General features: G+C 71.8%; 17 protein-coding genes. 11 read left to right on the plus strand and 6 right to left on the minus strand.

Annotated elements, in window-relative coordinates; all coding sequences use genetic code 11:
• Positions 1–181: 181 nt before the first annotated feature.
• On the plus strand, positions 182–1,189 hold the full coding sequence (locus tag ACGFYP_RS21715; protein WP_361969658.1) for a sigma-70 family RNA polymerase sigma factor: 1,008 nt from the start codon (positions 182–184) through the stop codon (positions 1,187–1,189).
• 36 nt (positions 1,190–1,225) lie between these two features.
• Here the strand turns inward: ACGFYP_RS21715 and ACGFYP_RS21720 are convergent, their stop codons facing one another.
• The gene (locus ACGFYP_RS21720) at positions 1,226–2,185 is read right to left on the minus strand and encodes a helix-turn-helix transcriptional regulator (RefSeq protein ID WP_393495883.1); all 960 of its coding nucleotides are present in this window, start codon (positions 2,183–2,185) and stop codon (positions 1,226–1,228) included.
• Between the two features lie 62 nt (positions 2,186–2,247).
• On the opposite strand from ACGFYP_RS21720, the gene ACGFYP_RS21725 reads away from it, so the two are divergent.
• From ACGFYP_RS21725 to ACGFYP_RS21740, 4 genes are all read left to right on the plus strand, one after another.
• Positions 2,248–3,777 (plus strand): MFS transporter, encoded by a 1,530-nt coding sequence (locus ACGFYP_RS21725; protein ID WP_393495886.1) that lies wholly within the window; start codon positions 2,248–2,250, stop codon positions 3,775–3,777.
• A gap of 182 nt (positions 3,778–3,959) precedes the next feature.
• Entirely contained in the window at positions 3,960–4,721 is a 762-nt protein-coding gene (locus ACGFYP_RS21730; RefSeq protein WP_393496490.1) for a DeoR/GlpR family DNA-binding transcription regulator, read from the plus strand.
• A complete protein-coding gene (gene pfkB, locus ACGFYP_RS21735) occupies positions 4,718–5,671 on the plus strand; it encodes a 1-phosphofructokinase (RefSeq protein WP_393495889.1) in 954 nt (317 codons plus the stop codon). Before ACGFYP_RS21730 ends, pfkB begins: the two co-directional genes overlap by 4 nt.
• On the plus strand, positions 5,668–7,719 hold the full coding sequence (locus tag ACGFYP_RS21740; RefSeq protein WP_393495892.1) for a fructose-specific PTS transporter subunit EIIC: 2,052 nt from the start codon (positions 5,668–5,670) through the stop codon (positions 7,717–7,719). The genes pfkB and ACGFYP_RS21740 overlap by 4 nt, the downstream gene beginning before the upstream one ends.
• 78 nt (positions 7,720–7,797) lie before the next feature.
• On the opposite strand, the gene ACGFYP_RS21745 is transcribed toward ACGFYP_RS21740, so the two are convergent.
• Positions 7,798–9,249 (minus strand): hypothetical protein, encoded by a 1,452-nt coding sequence (locus tag ACGFYP_RS21745; RefSeq protein WP_393495895.1) that lies wholly within the window; start codon positions 9,247–9,249, stop codon positions 7,798–7,800.
• A 277-nt stretch (positions 9,250–9,526) separates the two neighbouring features.
• On the opposite strand from ACGFYP_RS21745, the gene ACGFYP_RS21750 reads away from it, so the two are divergent.
• Together ACGFYP_RS21750 and ACGFYP_RS21755 are read left to right on the plus strand one after the other, a co-directional pair.
• A complete protein-coding gene (locus tag ACGFYP_RS21750; RefSeq protein ID WP_393495898.1) occupies positions 9,527–10,624 on the plus strand; it encodes a glycosyltransferase in 1,098 nt (365 codons plus the stop codon).
• An 8-nt stretch (positions 10,625–10,632) separates the two neighbouring features.
• On the plus strand, positions 10,633–12,264 hold the full coding sequence (locus ACGFYP_RS21755; RefSeq protein WP_393495901.1) for a glycosyltransferase family 39 protein: 1,632 nt from the start codon (positions 10,633–10,635) through the stop codon (positions 12,262–12,264).
• Positions 12,265–12,411: 147 nt separating this feature from the next.
• Here ACGFYP_RS21755 and ACGFYP_RS21760 read toward each other — a convergent pair whose 3' ends face one another.
• From ACGFYP_RS21760 to ACGFYP_RS21775, 4 genes are all read right to left on the minus strand, one after another.
• The gene (locus tag ACGFYP_RS21760) at positions 12,412–13,254 is read right to left on the minus strand and encodes a DUF6227 family protein (protein WP_393495904.1); all 843 of its coding nucleotides are present in this window, start codon (positions 13,252–13,254) and stop codon (positions 12,412–12,414) included.
• Between the two features lie 66 nt (positions 13,255–13,320).
• The gene (locus ACGFYP_RS21765; protein ID WP_393495907.1) at positions 13,321–14,394 is read right to left on the minus strand and encodes a P1 family peptidase; all 1,074 of its coding nucleotides are present in this window, start codon (positions 14,392–14,394) and stop codon (positions 13,321–13,323) included.
• Positions 14,395–14,420: 26 nt separating this feature from the next.
• Entirely contained in the window at positions 14,421–15,599 is a 1,179-nt protein-coding gene (locus ACGFYP_RS21770) for a low temperature requirement protein A (protein WP_393495911.1), read from the minus strand.
• Positions 15,596–15,817 (minus strand): hypothetical protein, encoded by a 222-nt coding sequence (locus ACGFYP_RS21775; RefSeq protein ID WP_393495914.1) that lies wholly within the window; start codon positions 15,815–15,817, stop codon positions 15,596–15,598. Before ACGFYP_RS21775 ends, ACGFYP_RS21770 begins: the two co-directional genes overlap by 4 nt.
• A 35-nt stretch (positions 15,818–15,852) precedes the next feature.
• On the opposite strand from ACGFYP_RS21775, the gene ACGFYP_RS21780 reads away from it, so the two are divergent.
• From ACGFYP_RS21780 to pflA, 4 genes are all read left to right on the plus strand, one after another.
• Entirely contained in the window at positions 15,853–15,978 is a 126-nt protein-coding gene (locus ACGFYP_RS21780) for a hypothetical protein (protein ID WP_393495917.1), read from the plus strand.
• 130 nt (positions 15,979–16,108) lie between these two features.
• Positions 16,109–17,533, plus strand: coding sequence for a NarK family nitrate/nitrite MFS transporter (locus tag ACGFYP_RS21785; protein ID WP_393495920.1), 1,425 nt, complete (start codon positions 16,109–16,111; stop codon positions 17,531–17,533).
• A 178-nt stretch (positions 17,534–17,711) separates the two neighbouring features.
• A complete protein-coding gene (gene pflB, locus ACGFYP_RS21790; protein ID WP_393495922.1) occupies positions 17,712–19,982 on the plus strand; it encodes a formate C-acetyltransferase in 2,271 nt (756 codons plus the stop codon).
• A 117-nt stretch (positions 19,983–20,099) separates the two neighbouring features.
• Positions 20,100–20,876, plus strand: coding sequence for a pyruvate formate-lyase-activating protein (gene pflA / locus ACGFYP_RS21795; protein WP_393496493.1), 777 nt, complete (start codon positions 20,100–20,102; stop codon positions 20,874–20,876).
• The last annotated feature ends 53 nt before the right edge of the window (positions 20,877–20,929 follow it).

Here is a 20,929-nt window from a genome sequence, read left to right on the forward strand (position 1 = left end):
GCCTGACCTGCACGTCTGTGCGTGCGGATGGCATCGATCCCCCTCGGTGGCGGCACAGGGTACTGCATGATCGCGAAAATCTATGCGCCCGGTGGGAATTCTGTCCTGATTCCAGTCGTTGTTTCCGTCGGATGCAGGGCACCCGAAAGGGTGTCGCGACCTACTCAGCAAGGGAGCACGCATGGCAACCCGTGCCGTCGCCCGTCGTCAGTCCTCCGCCACCAGCGGTAGCGGCAAGAGCCGGGCGAGCAGCGTTCGCGTCGTGGGCGGGGAGATCGCCGACCGCGACCTGGTCGGCATGTACCTCGACGAGATCGCGCGCACACCCCTGCTCGACGCCGCCAAGGAGGTCGAGCTCTCCCAGACGATCGAGGCCGGTGTGTACGCACGCCAGATCCTCGACGGCGAGGTCGAAAGCGAGGCGGGCGGCGCGTCCCGCGAGGAGCTCGAAGCGCTCTACGAAGCGGGCGAGCGGGCCAAGGACCTCTTCATCAAGTCGAACCTGCGGCTGGTCGTCGCGGTCGCGCGGCGCTATCCGCGCAGCGGCCTGCCGCTGCTCGACCTGATCCAGGAAGGGAACGCGGGCCTGGTGCGCGCGGTCGAGAAGTTCGACTACGCCAAGGGCTTCAAGTTCTCGACGTACGCCACGTGGTGGATCCGCCAGGCCATCACGCGGTCCATAGCCGACCAGTCGCGCACGATCCGGCTGCCCGTCCACCTGGTGGAGGAGCTCGGGCGGATCCGGCGCGTGCAGCGCGAGTTCAACCGGGAGCACGGCCGTGAGCCGGAGCCCGCGGAGATCGCGGCCGAGCTGGACACGAAGCCCGAGCGCGTCGTGGACGTCCTGGACTGGGCCCGTGACCCGGTCTCGCTGAACATGTCGGTGGACGACGAGGGCGAGACGCAGTTCGGCGACCTCCTGGAGGACACGTCGGCGGTCTCGCCGGAGCAGTCCGTCCTCACGCTGCTGCGCAGCGAGGAGCTCGACGACCTGATCGACAAGCTCGACCACCGCACGGCCTCGATCATCCGCATGCGGTACGGCATCGAGGACGGCCGCGAGCGCACGCTCACGGAGGTCGGCAAGGAACACGGCCTCACGCGCGAGCGCATCCGCCAGATCGAGAAGCACGCGCTCCTGGAACTGAAGAAGATGGCCCGCGACACGGGCTTCGACGCGGTGGCCTAGAGCGGCGCGGTGCGGGGGCGCACGGCCCCCGCACCGCTAGCGCGCCGTCGCCGCCGTCAGCCGCGCCCCCAGGTCCTTCGTGTACGTCGTCAGGGACGGCGGGCCGTGGATAGTGAAGGGCGCGTCGACCAGGGCCAGGCGGATCGCGAGCCACTCCGTGGAGTCCGACGTGCGCGTGCGGACACGGCACGTCGTCGGGCCCGTCGCCGTCGGGGCCAGATGGGACGGCAGGCGGCCCGCCACGAACTCCGCGGGGGCCTCGAAGGTGACGTCCAGGTCCAGTTCCGGCTGGGCACGGGCCATCGAGCGGGTCATGAACTCGGCCGCCCCGCCCGCGGGCAGCTCCCTCGGTGCGAACCGCGCCCCAGTCGCGAACGGGTCCGACACCCGGTCCACGCGGAACGTCCGCCAGTCCTCGCGCTCCAGGTCGTACGCCACGAGGTACCACCGGCGTCCCGTCGACACGAGCCGGTACGGCTCGACCAGCCGGCGCGACTCCGTCCCGTCCCCCGCCCGGTACCCGAACCGCAGCCGCTCCTGCGCCGTCACCGCGCCCGCGAGCGCCGTCAGCGTCGAGGGGGCGACCGTTGCCCCGTCCCCGCGCGTCAGCGGGATCGTCGCGTTCTGCAGCGTGGAGACCCGGTGCCGCAGCCGTGACGGCAGCACCTGCTCCAGCTTGGCGAGCGCCCGCACCGACGCCTCCTCCACCCCCTCGATCGCGTGCCCCGCGCCCGCCCGCAGCCCCACCGCGATCGCGACCGCCTCCTCGTCGTCGAGGAGCAGCGGCGGCATGGCCGTACCGGCGACCAGGCGGTACCCGCCCACCGCGCCTTTCGTCGCCTCCACCGGGTAGCCGAGCTCCCGCAGCCGGTCGATGTCCCGGCGGATCGTGCGCGCGGAGACCGAGAGCCGCTCGGCGAGCTCGCTGCCCGGCCACTCGCGCGGCGTCTGGAGCAGCGAGAGCAGATTCAGGAGTCGTGCCGGAGTGTCCGTCATGTGTTCCAGCATGCGTCGCATCTAGGACATGCACTGACCTATATGGACTCTACGTTTCTCCTATGAGTTCACACGACGCCGTCACGGAGGCGGCCCCCGCGACCGCGAACGACCGCAGGCGCTGGATAGCCCTCGCCATCGTCATGACCGCCGCCTTCATGGACCTGGTCGACGCCACGATCGTCAACATCGCGATCCCCAGCATCGAGCGGGACCTCGGCGCCACCTTCGGTGCCATCCAGTGGATCACCGCCGGTTACGCCCTCGCCTTCGCCGCGGGCCTGATCACCGGCGGCCGCCTCGGCGACATCTACGGCCGCAAGCGGCTGTTCCTCCTCGGCACCGCGGGCTTCACCGTCGCCTCCGCGCTCTGCGGCTTCGCCGCCAACCCGGAGATGCTGGTCGCCTCCCGCCTGCTCCAGGGCGCGGCCGCGGCCATGATGGTGCCGCAGGTCCTGTCGATCATCCACGTCACCTTCCCCGCCCACGAGCGCGGCAAGGTCTTCGGCATGTTCGGCGCGATCATCGGCCTCGGCGCCGTCTCGGGACCGCTCCTCGGCGCGCTGCTCACCCAGTGGAACATCGCCGGCCTGGAGTGGCGGCCGATCTTCCTCATCAACCTGCCGGTCGGCATCGCGGGCCTGCTCCTCGGCCGTAAGTTCATCACCGAGTCCAAGGCGCCGAAGGCGCTCCGCCTCGACATCGTCGGCGTGCTGCTCGTGACGCTGGCGCTGCTGATGCTGATCTACCCGCTGACGCGCGGCCGCGAGCTGGACTGGCCGCTCTGGGGCCACCTCTGCATGGCCGGCAGCCTCCTCGTCTTCGCCGCGCTCATCGCGTACGAGAAGTACAAGACGAAGAAGGACGGCTCCCCGCTGGTCGAGCTCTCCCTGTTCAAGGTGAAGAGCTTCGCGGCCGGTATCGCGGTGCAGTTGACCTTCGGCGTCGTGATGGGCATCTTCTTCCTGGTCTGGACGCTGTACATGCAGATCGGGCTCGGCTGGAGCCCGCTGAAGGCGGGTCTGACGGGCGTGCCGTTCTCGATCGCCGTCTCGACGGCGGCCGGACTCTCGGTGCAGAAGCTCGTCCCGCGCTTCGGCCGCAAGGTACTGCAGACGGGCGCGCTGACGATGGCCGCGGGCCTGCTGCTCTACCTGTGGGAGGCCGGACGGTACGGGACCTCCATCGACTCCTGGCAGATGATCCTCCCCCTCGTCGTCATGGGTCTGGGCATGGGCCTGATCGTGGCCCCGCTGACGGACGCGGTCCTCTCGGACGTGCCGCGCGAGCACGCGGGCTCGGCCTCCGGCCTCATCAACACGACCGGGCAGATGGGCAACGCGCTCGGACTCGGGCTCGTGTCGGTCGTCTTCTTCGGCGTGATCGACGAGGAGCGGCTCGCGAAGGCCCCGGCCGAGGTCGGTGCGGCGTTCACGGACGCCTTCCAGAACGCGCTCGGTTGGGCGGTGGCGGTGCTCGCCGTGATCTTCCTGGTGATGTTCGCGCTGCCGGCGAAGCCGAAGCAGCACGTCGAGGGCGCGGAGGACGACGTCGAGGACGTCCTCCGGAAGGAGCCGGCGCTCACCTCCTGAGCACGCGACGCGGGCCGAAGGGCCCCGGCCCCCTGGGATGGACGTCCCCGGGGGCCGGGGCCCTTCGTCGTATGTCCGGTTCCGTGTCCGTTTTGATGCCCGAATCTGTTTACTTCGCGGATACGCGGACGTAGCCTGCAAGAGAAACCACAGGTTCGGGCATGGAACGGATGCAAAACCACATGTACGCACCCGAGCGACAGCAAGCGATCCTCCGGCTCGCCCGCGAGAGCGGACGCGTCGACGTCCTCTCCCTCGCCGAGGAGTTCCAGGTCACCGCCGAGACCGTACGGCGCGACCTCAAGGCCCTGGACCGGGCCGGACTCGTCCGCCGGGTGCACGGGGGCGCGATACCGGCCGGACGGCTCGACTTCGAGCCCGACCTCGCCGAGCGCGAGGGGACCGCCGCCGACGAGAAGGACCGGATCGTCCGCGCCGCCCTCGCCGAACTCCCCGACGAGGGAAGCGTCGTGCTCGACGCCGGCACCACCGTCGCCCGGCTCGCCGCCGAGTTCCCCCTCGACTGCGGACTGACCGTCGTCACCCACGCCCTGCCCGTCGCCGCCCGGCTCGCCGACCACCCCGGCATCGACCTCCACCTCGTGGGCGGCAGGGTCAGGCACCGTACCCGCGCCGCCGTCGACGCCTGGGCGCTGCGCGCGTACGGCGAGATCCGCGCCGACGTCGCCTTCCTGGGCGCCAACGGCTACTCGCCCGACCTCGGGCTCACCACCCCCGACCTCGCCGAGGCCGCCGTCAAGCGGGCCGTGATCGCCTCCGCCCGCCGGGTCGTGCTCCTCGCCGACTCGGCCAAGTACGGCCAGGAGCACTTCGCCCGCTTCGGCGCCCTCACCGACGTCGACCTGCTCATCACCGACAGCGGGCTCAGCCCCGAGGACGCCGCGGCGATCGAGGCCGCGGGAACGGAAGTCGTACGCGCATGATCCTCACCGTCACCCCCAACCCCTCCCTCGACCGGACCTACGAGGTCCCGGCCCTGGAGCGCGGCGAGGTGCTCCGGGCCTCCGCCGAGCGGATGGACCCCGGCGGCAAGGGCGTCAACGTCTCCCGGGCCGTCGCCGCCGCCGGCTGGCGGACCGTGGCCGTCGTCCCGCTCGGCGGGGCGCCCGGCGCCCTCGTCGCCCAACTCCTCGCCGACCAGGGGATCGAGGTCGCGCCGGTACCGGTGGCCGGCCACACCCGCTCGAACATCGCCCTCGCGGAACCGGACGGCACGCTCACCAAGGTCAACGCGCCGGGCCCCGAGCTCACCCCGGACGAGTCCGAGACCCTCCTCGCCGCCGTCGGGGCCTACTCCCCGGCCGCCGACTGGATCGCCTGCTGCGGCAGCCTGCCGCGCGGCCTCGCGCCCGAGTGGTACGCCGAACTCGTCACCCGCGCACACGGCGCGGGCGCCCGGATCGCCCTCGACACCTCGGGCCCCTCGCTGCTCGCCGCCCTCGCGGCCCGGCCTGACGTCGTCAAGCCGAACGCCGACGAACTGGCCCAGGCGGTCGGCCGCCCCCTCGCCACCGTCGGCGACGCCGTCAAGGCCGCCGAGGAGCTGCGCCAGCGCGGCGCGGGCGCGGTACTCGCCAGCCTGGGCGCCGACGGCCAGCTCCTCGTCACCGCCGACGGCACCTGGTTCGGCGCGGCGGAGGTCGACACCGTCCGCTCCAACGTCGGCGCGGGCGACGCCTCCCTGGCCGGATTCCTCACGGCGGGCGGCGCCGGCCCCGAGGCGCTCGCGGCGGCGGTCGCGCACGGCGCGGCGGCCGTCCAGCTGCCGGGGAGCGAGATGCCCACCCCGGCCGACCTGAACCCGGCGGCGGTCACCGTGACCGCCGACGTACCCCTCGACCGAGAACTCAGCGAGCAAGGGAGCCCGCGATGAGCCAGATGATCACCGCGGACCTGGTCGATCTCGACCTGTCCGCCGGAACGAAGGAAGCGGCGGCCCGCTCGCTCGCGGAGCGCATGGTCACGCTCGGCCGGGTGACGGACCTCGACGGCTTCCTGGCCGACGTGGCCGCCCGCGAGGCCCAGATGCCGACCGGCCTCGACGGCGGCATCGGCATCCCGCACTGCCGCAGCGCCCATGTCACCGCCCCCACGCTCGCCTTCGGCCGCTCGGCCGCCGGCATCGACTTCGGCGCCCCGGACGGTCCGGCGGACCTGATCTTCCTGATCGCGGCTCCGGCGGGAGCGGACGACGCCCACCTCACGATCCTCTCCTCGCTGGCCCGCCAGCTGATGAACGAGGAGTTCACGACGGCGCTCAGGTCGGCGGGCTCGCCGGCGGAGGCGGCGGCGCTCATCGCGGGGGAGGAGGCCCCGGCCCCGGCTCCCGCTCCGGCTCCCGTTTCGGCTCCCGCTCCCGCTCCCGCTCCGGCCCCGGCCCCGGCCCCGGCTCCGGCCCCGGCCCCTGCGGAGCCGGCCGTGGAGGCGGAGGCGGCCGCTCCCTTCCGGATCGTCGCCGTCACCTCCTGCCCCACCGGCATCGCCCACACCTACATGGCCGCCGAGTCCCTGGAGAAGGCCGGCGAGGCCGCCGGTGTCGAGGTCGTCGTCGAGACGCAGGGTTCGGCCGGGTTCACCCGGCTCGACCCGGCGGTCGTCGCCGCCGCCGACGGCGTGATCTTCGCGCACGACGTGCCCGTACGGGAGAAGGAACGATTCGCCGGAAAGCCGACCGTCGACGTGGGCGTCAAGGCGGGCATCAACCGGCCCGCCGAGCTGATCGCCGAGGTCCGCGGCAAGGCCGAACGCGGCGAGACCGCCGCCCCGGCCGGGAGGCCGACCCCGGTCGAGAGCGCGGGGGAGCCGGAGGAGGGCTACGGCACCAAGCTCCGGAAGTGGCTCATGTCGGGCGTGAGCTACATGGTTCCCTTCGTCGCCGCGGGCGGTCTCCTCATCGCCCTCGGCTTCGCCATCGGTGGCTACGACATCGACAAGGCCCCGTCCGTCGCCGAGCACTTCGCGTGGGGGCAGGCCGACAGCTGGGCGGCGCTGCTGTTCCAGATCGGCGGGCTCGCGTTCGCGTTCCTCGTCCCGGTCCTCGCCGGTTACATCGCGTACGGCATGGCCGACAGGCCCGGTCTCGTCCCCGGCTTCGTGGGCGGCTCGATCGCCCTCACCATCAACGCGGGCTTCCTCGGCGGTCTCGCCGCCGGTCTGATCGCGGGCGGAACGGTCCTCGCCATCCAGAAGGTGAAGGTGCCCGCCGCTCTGCGGGGCATCATGCCGGTGGTGGTGATCCCGCTGCTCGCGTCGATCGTCGTCGGCTTCCTGATGTTCCTGGTGATCGGCAAGCCGATCGCGAGCCTCCAGAACGCCCTGACCGACTGGCTGTCCAGCCTCTCCGGCGCCAACGCGATCATCCTCGGCGTGATCCTCGGCCTGATGATGTGCTTCGACCTCGGCGGCCCGGTCAACAAGGTCGCGTACGCCTTCGCCGTCGGCGGCCTCGCCAACCCGAACGAGGGCTCCCTGAAGGTCATGGCCGCCGTGATGGCCGCCGGCATGGTGCCGCCGCTCGCGATGGCGCTGGCCACGACCGTGCGCGGCAAGCTGTTCACCAAGACCGAGCGGGAGAACGGCAAGGCGGCCTGGGTGCTGGGCGCCTCGTTCATCAGCGAGGGCGCGATCCCGTTCGCCGCGGCCGACCCGCTGCGGGTCATTCCGGCGGCGATGGCGGGCGGCGCGGTCACCGGCGCCCTGTCGATGGCCTTCGAGTGCACCCTGCGGGCCCCGCACGGCGGCATCTTCGTGGTCCCGCTGATCGGCAACCCGCTGCTCTACCTCGTCGCGATCGTGGCGGGCACGCTCGTCAGCGCGGGCCTGGTGATCCTCCTCAAGGGCGCGCGGAAGCCGGCGGCGCCCGAGGCGGTGGCGGCCGAGGAAAGGCCTCAGGCTGAGACGACGGTCGCCGTCGCAGCCTGACCGACCCCTGGACAGGAGGGGTCCCGCGGGGCGGTGCGTATCGCGAGCGCACCGCCCCTCGGTGTCGCTACCGGTCCGTCAGGGGCGCCTCACCCCCCGGAGCTTCTGGTTCAGGAGCGACTCGGCGGGCAGACCGCGCATGAACTTGTTCGATCGGAGCACCGCCGGGGTGGGTGTCGTCTGCTGCACCCAGGGCTGGTTCCAGATGAAGTTGGCCCCTGTGGTGTTGCCTACTGTCTGCCACACCTGGCCGTTCTGCGTCACGATCTTGACGTAGGCCGTGTTTCCCTGGTCCGCGAAGGAGACGCCACAGGGGTTCGGCGGGAAGTTGGCGTTCGCGGGGTCCGTCATGGTCGCGACCGAGTTGCTGAGGTCCTGCCAGGTGATCGTCCCGCCCGCTGTGGGCGCCTGTCCGACGTACACCCTTCCGCCGGTCAGTACCGCCTGCTGGTCCACGGTGTTCGACGGGGCGTAGAGGTCGATGTCGGAGCAGGGGCCGGTGGCACCTGTCGCGCCCGTGGCTCCGGTGGCACCTGTCGCGCCCGTGGCTCCGGTCGCACCCGTCGCGCCGGTGGGTCCGGCGGGTCCGGTGTCGCCCGTCGCTCCGGCCGGTCCGGTGTCACCGGTCGATCCGGTGGGCCCGGTGGGTCCGGTGTCACCGGTGGGTCCGGCCGGTCCGGTGTCGCCCGTCGCTCCGGCGGGTCCGGTGTCACCCGTGGCCCCGGTCGGTCCGGCGGGTCCGGTGTCGCCCGTCGCGCCGGTGGATCCGGTGGCTCCGGCAGGTCCGGTTTCGCCGGTCGGTCCGGCCGGTCCGGTGTCACCCGTGGCCCCCGTCGAACCGGTGGCTCCGGCAGGCCCGGTTTCGCCGGTCGGTCCGGCGGGTCCGGTGTCACCCGTCGCGCCGGTGGATCCGGTGGCTCCGGCAGGCCCGGTTTCGCCCGTGGGTCCGGCGGGTCCGGTGTCGCCCGTCGCGCCGGTGGATCCGGTGGCTCCGGCAGGCCCGGTGTCGCCCTTCGGGCCCGTGTCGCCCTTCGGGCCCGTCGGGCCCGTGGGGCCCGTCTTGCCGGGCGGGCCCTCCTTGCAGTGCTCGGGTTCGCCGCCCCTGGGCACTGTCCGTACGTAGCGGTCGAAGTCGTCCGTGGGCTCCCGCATGAACCGTTCGGGGCCGCCCTCGAACGCCTGCCGCAGCTGGTCGTCCAGGAAGTGCTGGAGGTCCAGGTCTGAGGGCGGTCCCTCAAGGCCGCGTGGGCCCTCGTGGTGCGGTGGTGGGCCGTCCTCGTGGCGCGGCGGCGGGCCGTCGTGGTGCGGAGGGCGGGGCTTCGGGCCCTCGTGCGGAGGACGGTCTTCGCACTCGTCGCCCGTCATGACGTTCACGCCCGAGGGGCCGACGAGGATCTGCGGCGCGGCGAGAGCCGGGCTCGCGAGGCCCGTGAGGACAAGAGCGATCGATGCCATGGCGCCGCCGTTGAGCCAGGCGCGCCGACGGGGGAGCGGTCCAAGAGAGGACCTGGTCCTGGAATCAGGACTCATGCAACAGCTCCTTCTTCATCCGGATCGAGTGATGCACCGGAAGCCAGTTCGAGCTTCCTTTCAGATCATCGGATCGCTGATGCAAAGCCTTGACGGTTCTCCGGGAGCCTCAACGCCTTGGCCTATCGCCACCATCCCCATGGGTGCGTACGCGGCGGCGAACCTGAAAGCGCCTGTCGGCGTGCCGTCCCCGCCCATCCCGGCGCCGTGCTTATGGTCGCCCCCCGCAGACCCCCCCGGAAGTGGTGTTGCCGTGAAGCCGTCCTTCTGCTTGTGCATGATCGTCAAGAACGAGGCCCGGGTCATCGAACGGTGCCTCGCCTCCGTACGCGACCTGGTGGACACCTGGGTCATCTCCGACACGGGCTCGACCGACGGGACCCAGGACCTGATCCGCAAGGCGCTCGACGGCATCCCCGGCGAGCTCCACGAGGAGCCGTGGGTGAACTTCGGGCACAACCGGAGCCTGAACATCTCCCACGCCCGCGGCCGCGCCGACTACCTCCTGCTCCTCGACGCCGACCTCGTCCTGCGGCAGGACGGCCCCCTGCCCCCGCTGACCGCCGACGCCTACATGCTGCGCCACGAGGGCGCGCTGGAGTACCGCATCAAACGCCTGGTCAGAGGCGACATCGCCTGGCGGTACGAGGGCGTCACCCACGAGTACATCACCGCCGACCGCAGCCACAGCCAGGACAACCTCGACGCGCTGGTCATCGAGGACCACGCCGACGGGGGCTCGCGGCACGACAAGTTCGAGCGCGACGCCCGGCTGCTCTCCGCCGAACACGAACGCGACCCGTCCAACACCCGCACCGTCTTCTATCTCGCCCAGACCATGCGGGACATGGGCCGTACGGGTGAGGCGATCGACCTCTACGAGCGCCGCGCGAGCATGGGCGGCTGGGTCGAGGAGGTCTACTACGCGCTGCTGCAGTCCGGGGTCCTCAGGGCGGAGGCCGGCGACTGGCCCTCGGCGGCGGACGCCCTGACCCGAGCCTGGGAGGCGCGCCCGCAGCGCCTCGAAGCCTCTTACGAACTGGCGGCGCGGCTGCGCAAGATGAAACGCCACCACAGCGCCCACGCGATCGTCTCGGCCACCGTCGACCGCGAGCCGCCGGACGACATCCTGTTCACCCAGCCGTGGGTGTACCGCTGGGGGCTGCTGTTCGAGTTCTCGATCAGCAGCTACTGGGTCGGCGACCTCGCCGGGTCGCTCGCCGCCTGCGACCGGCTCCTGGCGATGCCGGACCTGCCCGAGGCGTACCGCCGGCAGACCGAGAAGAACCGCGAGTTCGCCGTGCGCGGGCTCGGGCTCGCCCCGATCCCGGAGCCGGCCACCGCGGAGCACGCGGTCACCGCGCTCCGGGACTGAGGCCCGTCATGGCGACCCCTTCCCCGCCCCCCTCGCCCGTCGCCACCCCCGTCCGGGATCGCGCGACGGCCGAACCGCGCCCCGGCGGGCAGCGGGACGACCGAGGGCGGCGGCGCGACATCGCGCTGTGGCTGTGGCCGACGCTGGTCACCCTCGCCCTGGCGGTGTACGAGATCGGCCGACCCCTGCTGTGGGAGGACGAACTCAACACCTGGGACATGGCCTCCCGGTCCACGGGACATCTGCTCGACGCGGTCCAGCGCGTGGACGCGGTACTCGGCAGCTACTACCTGTTCCTGCACGGCTGGATGGCCGTCTTCGGGGACTCCGCCACCGCACTGCGCATGCCCTCGGCGCTCGCGATGGCCGCCACGGCGGGCTGTACGGCGCTCATCGGGCAGCGCCTGTTCGGCCGCCGTGCCGGGCTGGCCGCCGGGCTGCTCTTCGCGCTCGCCCCCGTCGTCACGCGCTACGCCCACGAGGCCCGGCCCTACGCCCTCGTGGTCCTGGCCGCCACTGTCGCCACCCTGCTGCTGCTCCGCGCGCTGGAACGGCCGGAGAGCCGGTGGCGCTGGATCCCGTACGGCCTGTGCGTGGCGGCGGTGGGCCTGCTGCACCTGATCGCGCTGACCGTCCTGGCCGGGCATCTGGTGGCCGTGGCGCGGCGGGCCCGCGCGGAACGTTGGGCCGTTCCGAGCTCGATCAGCCCGAGCGCGATCGCCCTTCGCTTCGGCCTCGCCGCGGTGGCCGGGACGGCCGTCGCCGCCCCCGTCGCCCTTCTCGGGCGGGCGCAGGCCGGACGTCAGATCTCCTGGATCCCCGGCCCGGACCTGTGGAGCCTGGTCAGCTTCCTGCCTCAGCTGTACGCCTCCGCGCTGGTCGCCGGAGCGGTGACCACCCTGGCGGTACTGGCCTGGGGCGAGCGTCGGCCGACGACTCGCGGCGGGACGACCGGGGGCCCGGAGACCGGGGGTTCGGCGGCCGGGAGTGCCGCGACCCGGGGCGGCCCGGTGGTCGTCGTCGCCGCGCTCGCCGTGCTGCCCCCGCTGCTGCTCTGGGCGGTCTCGCACGGCGACGTCTCGTACTTCTTCTACCGGTACCTGCTGTTCACCCTCCCGGCGTGGACGGTCCTGGCCGGGGCGGGGCTCTGCGCGCCGCGCTCCCGGGGAGTCGTCGCGGCGGTGCTGGTGGCGCTCGCCGTGCTCACGCTGCCGGACCAGCAGGCGGTGCGCCGTCCGTACGCGCACTTCTGGCAGGGCATCGACTACGAGGGAGCCGCGCGGACCATCGAGAAGTACCACCGGCCGGGGGACGCGGTGGCGTTCGACCGGGGTGACGACTACTGGCGCATGCTCGACGTGGGCGTCCGCTTCTACCTGCGGGACGAGCTGCGGCCGCGCGACGTCTTCCTCGGCACGTCGGCCGCCGACCGCGCCGACCTGTGGTCGACGGAGTGCCCCGACCCGGCCGCGTGCGTGAAGAACGAGCCGCGGATCTGGCTGGTGGTGGCCGGCGACGCGGCCGATCCGCTGGACGCGCTCCCGGTCGACCAGGCGCGGGCCCTCCGGGCGCGCTACACCGCGACCGGCACCGAGCGCCTGACCGGCGTGACGGTCGCACTGCTCGTACGCGCCTCCTAGGGCCTGTCCGGCGGCGTCCGGGGGAGCAGGGTCCGGCCCTGATCCCCCGGACACCCCTTGGGGCCCGGAGGCCCGGAAGTCCGGAGGCCCGGAGGCCCGGAGGCCCGGAAGTCCGGGATCCGTTCCGTCCACCGGCCCCGGGTGGGGTCAGCGCACGCGGGCGCGGTGCTCCATCGCCTCGCGGGCCGTGTGCTCGTCGCCGTAGACCTCGCACATGTGGCGGCCGTCCGGGGTCGCCGTGTGCTCCACCTCCCACAGGCTCAGTTCGCTGCCGTCGAGCAGCAGGAACGCGTGCTCGTAGAGTGTGAATCCGGCGCCCCGGCCGCCCTCCACCGCGCACAGACGGCCGAAGGCCTGGGTGATGTGGTGCGCGTACGCCACCCGCAGCCGGCGTGCCGTCTCCTCGCCCGGCCGGTCCGGGTTCTCCGCGCGGCGCAGCACCCGGCGGGCGTGGTCCGGGGAGTTGTCCGGGACGTACATGCGGGGCTGCTTCGGTATCGGGCGCGACAGGAGCGCGCTCAGCAGCTCCAGGTCGTTGTCCTCGTCGAAGTCCGGGCCGGCGGAGCGCTCCACGCCCCAGCCCGGGGAGAAGCGGGTCGGCAGCCGGGACGCGGCGAGCCGGGCCTCCGCCTCGTCCGCGTACAGCTCGTGCTGCTCGGCCCCGTCCCGGCCGGAGTTGTGCACGAGCTCCCACAGTCCGAGCGCCGTGCCGTCGGCGAGCAGATAGGTGTGGCGGTACGTCGTGCGGTGCAGCGACGCGCTGTGATGCGAGGAGTGCAGCGTGCTGGAGTGGGCGAACGCCGTCTCCAGGCGTTCGATCGTGGAGTCGGGGAGGTCGAAGGAGTTGAGCGCCCGGCCCAGGAGCCGCGCGAGGTGCGTCTCGGTCGTCTCGTACGGATCGTGAGGATCCTGCGGATCGTTCAAGAGGGTCTCCAGGCCGTCGCCGCATGTCACTTGGTGCTTGCTAAACGTAGTCCCTGGGTCTGACATCGTGTCCGGGTTCGGCAAAACGAGGGGGGCGCGCGGAAAGTTCCCGCGCGCCGACCGTCGAATCCGTCAACTCCCCTTGTTGGACGGGGAGTCGACAGTGGCGTCCGGGCCGTACAACTCGCGGTGTGCGGGGAACTCCCCGCCCGGTCCCGCCACCCCCTCGGCGACGTCCCTGACCGCCCGCGCGATCGCCCGGGTCACCATGTCGGCGCCCGCCGCGAGGATGTCGTTGAGGGCGAGCGGCCCTGCCTCCGGGGGCAGCGGGCGGTCTCCGGTGGCGAGGGCGAAGACGGTGTCCCCGTCGTTGAGGAGGTGCACCGGGCGGACGGCGCGCGCGATGCCGTCGTGCGCCGTGCCCGCGAGCTTCTGCGCCTGCGCACGGGTCAGGTCCGCATCCGTCGCCACGACCGCGAGGGTCGTGTTGAGGGGCGGCGGGGTGTTCCTGGCCGCCGCCTCGGCGAGTCGTCGCCGGGCGGCCTCGTGGACGGCCGGTTCCGGGTGGGCGGGGCGGCCGCCCTGGAAGAACTCCCCGTACAGCGCGCCCGTCTCCGGGTCGACCGCAGAGCCGACCGCGTTGGCGACGACGAGCGCGCCGACCGTGATCCCCGACTCCAGGACCGTGCTCGCCGTACCGACCCCGCCCTTGAGCCCACCGACCACGGCTCCGGTGCCCGCGCCGACCGCGCCCGTCTCCACGCGCGCGTGGAGCTCGGTCGCCGCCGCGGCCTCCACGGCGGCGCGTCCGGTGGACGCGTCGGGGCGGGCGGAGAAGTCCCCGCCCCGGCCCAGGTCGAAGACGCACGCGGCGGGGACCACCGGGACCACGTGCGAGGGGTCCGGCCCGACCCGTACCCCTCGGCCGCGCTCCTCCAGCCAGGCCATCACTCCGCCGGCCGAGTCGAGCCCGTACGCGCTGCCGCCGGTCAGGACCACGGCCTCGATCCGCTGGACGAGGTTACGGGGGTCGAGCGCGTCGGTCTCCCGGGTCCCCGGGCCGCCGCCGCGCACGTCCACGGCCGCCACCGCCCCGCCCTCCGGGGCGAGGACGACCGTCGTCCCGCTGAGGGCTCCCGGCCCGGCCACGCGCGCGTGGCCGACCCGCAGCCCGGCCACGTCCGTGATTGCGTCATGGTTCGTCATGGTCCTTGCGTACCACGCGCGTTCGATCAGTGGCCGGGGCCGGTGCCGCGCGTGGCCGGGTTGCGCGCGGACAGCGTCACCCCGACCGCCACCGTCGCCGCCGCGACGAGGCCCGCGACCAGGACCGCCCAGCGGCCGGCGAACGTGCACATCAGGATCGCGAGCGCCGAGACGGGCAGCACGAGCTGCTGCGCGATGCCGATCTTGAAGTAGCGGGCGTGCAGCACCCACACGCAGAGCAGGAAGAGCGCGGCGGGGATCGTCACGGCCGAGGAGGCGGCGAGCGTGGAGATGTGGGCCTTGCCCACGACCTGCTCGACGGCGACCTCGATGCCGGCGCCGATGGCGGCGGCGGAGGCGAAGATCAGGTAGTGGCCGTAACCCCAGAGGAAGGCCCGCCGGTTGGAGGCGAGCCGGAGGTGGGCCGGGGCGGCGAAGTAGATCCACCAGGCCGCGTAGACGATCAGCAGTCCGCCGGCGGCGATCGGGAGCACCTCGTCGAGCGCGTCGTACTCCGCGACGCCCGTCTTCACGGCGACGGTCGCCGCGAAGATCGTCTCGCCGAGCACGATGATGGTGAACAGGCCGTAGCGCTCGGAGACGTGGTGCGGGTGCCAATGGCTGTTGACCTCCTTCTCCGCGAACGCGGGGACGGCCAGCTCGGCGATGATCCCGACGATGAAGATCCAGGTGCGGGCGGACTCCGGCGCCCAGAGGAGGGCGGTCCAGCCGATCTGGACGAGCAGCACCCCGCCCGCGTACCGGCGGCACATCCTGCGCTCGCCGGGGTCCGTGGCGTGGTGGGCGGCGCGCAGCCACTGGAAGGCGAGGGCGACCCGCATCACGACGTAGCCGAGCACGGTGATGAGGAAGTCGTCCTCGAAGGCGCGGGAGACACCGGCGGCGAGGACCAGGACGCCGGCGATCTGGACGAGCGTGACGACGCGGTAGAGGACGTCGTCGTTGTCGTACGCGGAGGCGAACCAGGTGAAGTTCATCCAGGCCCACCAGATCGCGAAGAAGACCATCGCGTAGTGGGCGATCCCGTCGGCGGCGTGGTGCTCGGCGATCGCGTGCACGAGCTCGGCACCGGCCTGGGAGACGGCGACGACGAAGCAGAGGTCGAAGAAGAGCTCGAGCGGCGTGGCGGCGCGGTGCGCCTCGTCGCGGGATCGCGCGGTGAGCGGCAGGAACGGTTGCGTCATGCGCCCCAGGACACCAGAGCGGGAGCCCGGCCGGGGCGTTTGGCACGCGGACCGGCTCGCGTGACCGGCGGGGCCGCCGCCTCGCGGTACCGCCAGGTCACCGCGTGGGCGAGCCCCGGGTGGGCGCCCAGGGGAGCCGCGACCGTCCAGGCGCCCGGCACGGCGGCGAGCGCGTGCGTGAAGCGGCCAGGGGCCAGCAGGTGCGTCGCGATCGCCACGCGCGCGTGGCCGGCCGCCCGCAGCCCGGGACGGGGTGCCGGTGGTGGCCTCGCGGATGCTCAAGCAGGAGTTCTCCCTGCGGACCGGCGTCTGCCTGGACGACCCGTCCGTCGCGCTGCCGGTGCACGGGCCCGGGGCGGTTCGTACGGCCCGTGACTGACGGGACCTCCGCCCACCCGGGTCGCGACCATGGCCTCTGACCTCCCCCTTATGCACGGGCGCACGGTGGAGGAGCAAGGAAGAACCCGACAGTCCCCACCCACCGAAGTCCCCACCCCCAGGGAAGCGCCATGAGTTCCGTAGTCCAGGACAGCAGAGCGGCGACGAGCGGGTCGGCACCCTCGTACGACGCGGAGCAGTACCGCCCCGGCAGGCCGATCACCGACTGGGAGCCCGAGAACGAGCTCTTCTGGAAGTCGATCGGGAAGCGCGTCGCCAGCCGCAACCTCTGGATCGCGGTCCCGGCGCTCCTGGTGGCCTTCGTCGTCTGGCAGGTGTGGAGCGTCACCGCCACCAACCTGAAGGACGTCGGCTTCGGCTTCTCCACCTCGCAGCTGTTCTGGCTGACGGCGATCCCCGGTCTGACCGGTGGCACCGCCCGGATCTTCTACACCTTCCTCGGCCCGAGGATCGGCCAGCGGCGCTTCACGGCGCTGTCCACGGTCGTGCTGATCGTGCCGCTGATCTGGCTGGGCATCGCGATCCAGGACCCGGCGACCCCGTACGCCGTGATGGTCGCCATCGCCGCCCTCTGCGGCATCGGCGGCGCCAACTTCGCCTCCTCGCTCGCCAACATCGGCTTCTTCTTCCCGAAGTCGAAGAAGGGCAGCGCGACCGGCATCAACGGCGGCCTGGGCAACCTGGGCGTCTCGGTGGTCCAGCTGCTGACGCCGATCGTCATCACCTTCTCGACCATCGCCATCGGCTCGGCCCAGCACAGGGCCGACGGGCCCCCGGTCCATCTGCAGAACGCGGCCTTCATCTGGGTGCCGGTGCTGCTGGTCCTGGCGGCGGTGGCCTGGTTCGGCCAGAACGACCTGAAGGTCGCCTCCACCCCCTTCAGCAAGCAGAAGGTCATCTTCAAGCGCAAGCACAACTGGGTGATGACCTGGCTGTACGTCGGCACCTTCGGCTCCTTCATCGGCTTCGCGGCCGCGCTGCCGATGCTGATCAAGACCACGTTCCCGGACTACTCCGTCGCCACCTACGCCTGGATGGGCCCCGCCGTCGGCGCCCTGGCCCGGTGGGCGGGCGGCTGGGTCGCGGACAAGCTGGGCGGCGCCCGGGTGACGATCCTGTCCTTCGTGGGCATGGCTGCCTCGATCATCGGCGTCATCACCTTCCTGCCGTCCGGTTCCGACACGGGCAGCTTCTACGGCTTCTTCTTCTGCTTCCTCGCCGCGTTCTTCTTCTCGGGCATCGGCAACGGCTCGACCTTCCGCCAGATCCCGGTGATCTTCCGCTCGACCCATCTGAAGGGGCTGACGGAGGGCACGCCGGAGTACACGAAGGCGCTGAAGCAGTCGGAGATGGAGTCCGGCGCCGTCACCGGCTTCACTTCGGCCATCGCCGCCTACGGCTTCTTCTTCATCCCGGCCCTCTTCGGCTCGGTGGCCGTGACCAGCGCGATGTGGGGCTTCGTCGCCTTCTACGCCAGCTGCACGGTCGTGACCTGGTGGTTCTACGCCCGCAAGGGCGCGGAGGCGCCCAGCTGACCGGCCGTGTCCCCCAGCGCGGAAAAGGCCCCGCCCCGGCGGGGTCTTTCCGCATGCCCGGAAGGGGACCAACGGCCGTCGACCGGTGACCAATGCCGAGCCTTTTGATCGATCAAAAGGCGTGCAATGGATGTAGGCAACCACGCGATCGAATGATTCGAAGAAGGCGGTGCGGGCGATGACTGCGACCCCTGCTGAGGCAACGGAGAACGAGAGGGCCTGGAAGGGCTTCAAGGGCGGTCTGTGGCGTGATGCCATCGACGTCCGCGACTTCATCCAGCAGAACTACACGCCGTACGAGGGCGACGACTCCTTCCTCGCCGGCCCCACCGAGCGCACGGTCGCCGTGTGGAAGGCCATCACCGACCGCTTCCCCGAGGAGCGGGCCAAGGGCGTGTACGACGTCGCCCACGACATCCCCTCCACCATCACCGCCCACGCCCCCGGCTGGATCGACCGCGACAAGGACCTGATCGTCGGCCTTCAGACCGAGGCCCCGCTGAAGCGCGCGATCATGCCGTACGGCGGCTGGCGCATGGTCGCCGGCGCCCTGGAGACCTACGGCTACCCGGTCTCGGCCGAGCTCGAGAAGGTCTTCACCGAGTACCGCAAGACCCACAACGCCGGTGTCTTCGACGCCTACACCCCCGAGATCCGCGCCGCCCGCAAGGCCGGCATTGTCACCGGTCTCCCCGACGCCTACGGCCGCGGCCGCATCATCGGCGACTACCGCCGGGTCGCCCTCTTCGGCGTCGACCGCCTGATCGCGGTCAAGAAGGAGGAGAAGGAGGAGCTCAACTCCCTTCCCACCGGGAACCGTTCGCTGGAGGAGACGATCCGGCTGCGCGAGGAGCTCGCCGAGCAGATCCGCGCGCTCGGCGAACTGAAGACGATGGCCGCCTCCTACGGGTACGACATCTCCGGCCCGGCGACGACCGGCCGCGAGGCCATCCAGTGGCTGTACTTCGCCTACCTCGCCGCCGTGAAGGAGCAGAACGGCGCGGCGATGTCGCTGGGCCGGACCTCCACCTTCCTGGACGTCTATCTCCAGCGGGACATCGAGGCCGGACTCCTCACCGAGGAGCAGGCCCAGGAACTGGTCGACGACTTCATCATCAAGCTCCGTATCGTCCGCTTCCTGCGCACCCCCGAGTACGACGAGCTGTTCTCCGGCGACCCGACGTGGGTCACCGAGTCCATCGCCGGCATGGGCGAGGACGGCCGTCCGCTGGTCACCAGGACCTCCTTCCGCTACCTCCAGACCCTGTACAACCTCGGCCCCGCGCCCGAGCCGAACATGACCGTCTTCTGGTCGCCCCGGCTGCCCCAGGGCTTCAAGGACTTCTGCGCCAAGGTCTCGATCGACACCTCCTCCGTGCAGTACGAGTCGGACGAGCTGATGCGGCCGCGCTTCGGCGACGACACCGCCATCGCCTGCTGCGTCTCGGCGATGCCGGTCGGCAAGCAGATGCAGTTCTTCGGCGCCCGCGTGAATCTCGCCAAGACCCTCCTCTACGCGATCAACGGCGGCCGGGACGAGAAGTCCGGCGACCAGGTCGGCCCGGCGACCGGCGCGATCACCGCCGACGTACTGGAGTACGACGAGGTGCTCGCCCGCTTCGACGAGCAGATGGAGTGGCTCGCGAGCGTCTACGTCCACGCCCTGAACGTCATCCACTACATGCATGACAAGTACGCCTACGAGCGCATCGAGATGGCGCTGCACGACCGCGACGTGCGCCGCACGATGGCCTGCGGCATCGCCGGCCTCTCCGTGGCCGCCGACTCGCTGGCCGCCGTCAAGTACGCCAAGGTCACCCCGGTCCGGGACGAGACCGGCCTCGCGACCGACTATGTGATCGAGGGTGAGTACCCGGCGTTCGGCAACAACGACGAGCGGGTCGACGAGATCGCGGTCTGGCTGGTCGAGGAGTTCATGAGGAAGGTGCGCAAGCACCCGACCTACCGCCACGCCGAACACACCCAGTCCGTCCTGACCATCACCTCCAACGTCGTCTACGGGAAGAAGACCGGCAACACCCCCGACGGGCGCCGCGCCGGTGAGCCGTTCTCCCCGGGCGCCAACCCGATGAACGGCCGCGACACCCACGGCTATGTCGCCTCGGCCCTGTCGGTCGCCAAGCTTCCGTACGAGGACGCCGAGGACGGCATCTCGCTGACCAACACGGTCACCCCCGACGGCCTGGGCCGCACCCCCGAGGAGCGGATCAGGAACCTGGCCGGTGTCCTCGACGGCTACATGGCCGGCGACGGCTTCCACATGAACGTCAACGTCCTCAACCGGGATGTGCTGAGGGACGCCATGGAGCACCCGGAGAACTACCCGCAGCTGACCATCCGGGTCTCCGGATACGCGGTCAACTTCGTCCGGCTCACCCGCGACCAGCAGCTCGACGTCCTCAACCGCACCTTCCACGGCTCGCTGTAGCCGCTGACCCGTGCGCCCGGGGCCGGGCCCTCACCTCGGCCCCGGGACCACCCCCCTTCGGAACGGAGAGGCCCTGCCATGACCACGACGACGACAGCACCCGGCACTGCACTCGGCATGGGGCTCGGTCCCGCGACGCCGGCCGCCGCCGTGACCCGCCGTCCCTCCGAGGGCTCGGTGCACTCCTGGGACCTGTCGACCGGCGTCGACGGCCCCGGCACCCGCTTCGTCACCTTCCTCTCCGGCTGCCCGCTGACCTGTCTCTACTGCCACAACCCCGACACCTGGCGGATGCGCAACGGCACCCGCACCTCCGCCGACGCCGTGATCGCCGAAGCCGGGAAGTACACCCGCTTCATCGAGGCCTCCGGAGGCGGGGCCACCGTCTCCGGCGGCGAGCCGCTCCTCCAGCCCGTCTTCACCGGCGAGCTGCTCCACCGGATGAAGCACGAGCTCGGTCTCCACACCGCCCTCGACACCTCCGGCTTCCTGGGCGTCCGCGCCACCGACGCCCTGCTGCGCGACACCGACCTCGTCCTCCTCGACATCAAGTCCTGGGACCCGGACACGTACAAGAAGGTCACCGGCCGGCCGCTGCGGCCGACCCTGGACTTCGCCCGCCGCCTCGCCGACCTCGGCCAGGAGGTCCACGTCCGCTTCGTGCTCGTCCCGGGCCTCACCGACGACCCCGACAACATCGAGGGAGTCGCCGCCTTCGCCGCCGGCCTGGGCAATGTCTCGCGCGTCGACATCCTCCCCTTCCACAAGCTCGGCGAAGCGAAGTGGCAAGCACTCGCCAAGCCCTTCACCCTCCACGACACTCCCTCCCCGACCCCGGACGAGGTCGCCCGCGCCCGGGCCGTCTTCCGCTCCCACGGCCTGAACGCCATCTGAGCGACACGCTCACCCACCCGCCCCGCAAAACGGGGCGGCCTGGGACTTACCGT

This window comes from Streptomyces sp. NPDC048370, from assembly GCF_043200825.1.
In the GTDB taxonomy this organism is placed as follows: domain Bacteria; phylum Actinomycetota; class Actinomycetes; order Streptomycetales; family Streptomycetaceae; genus Streptomyces.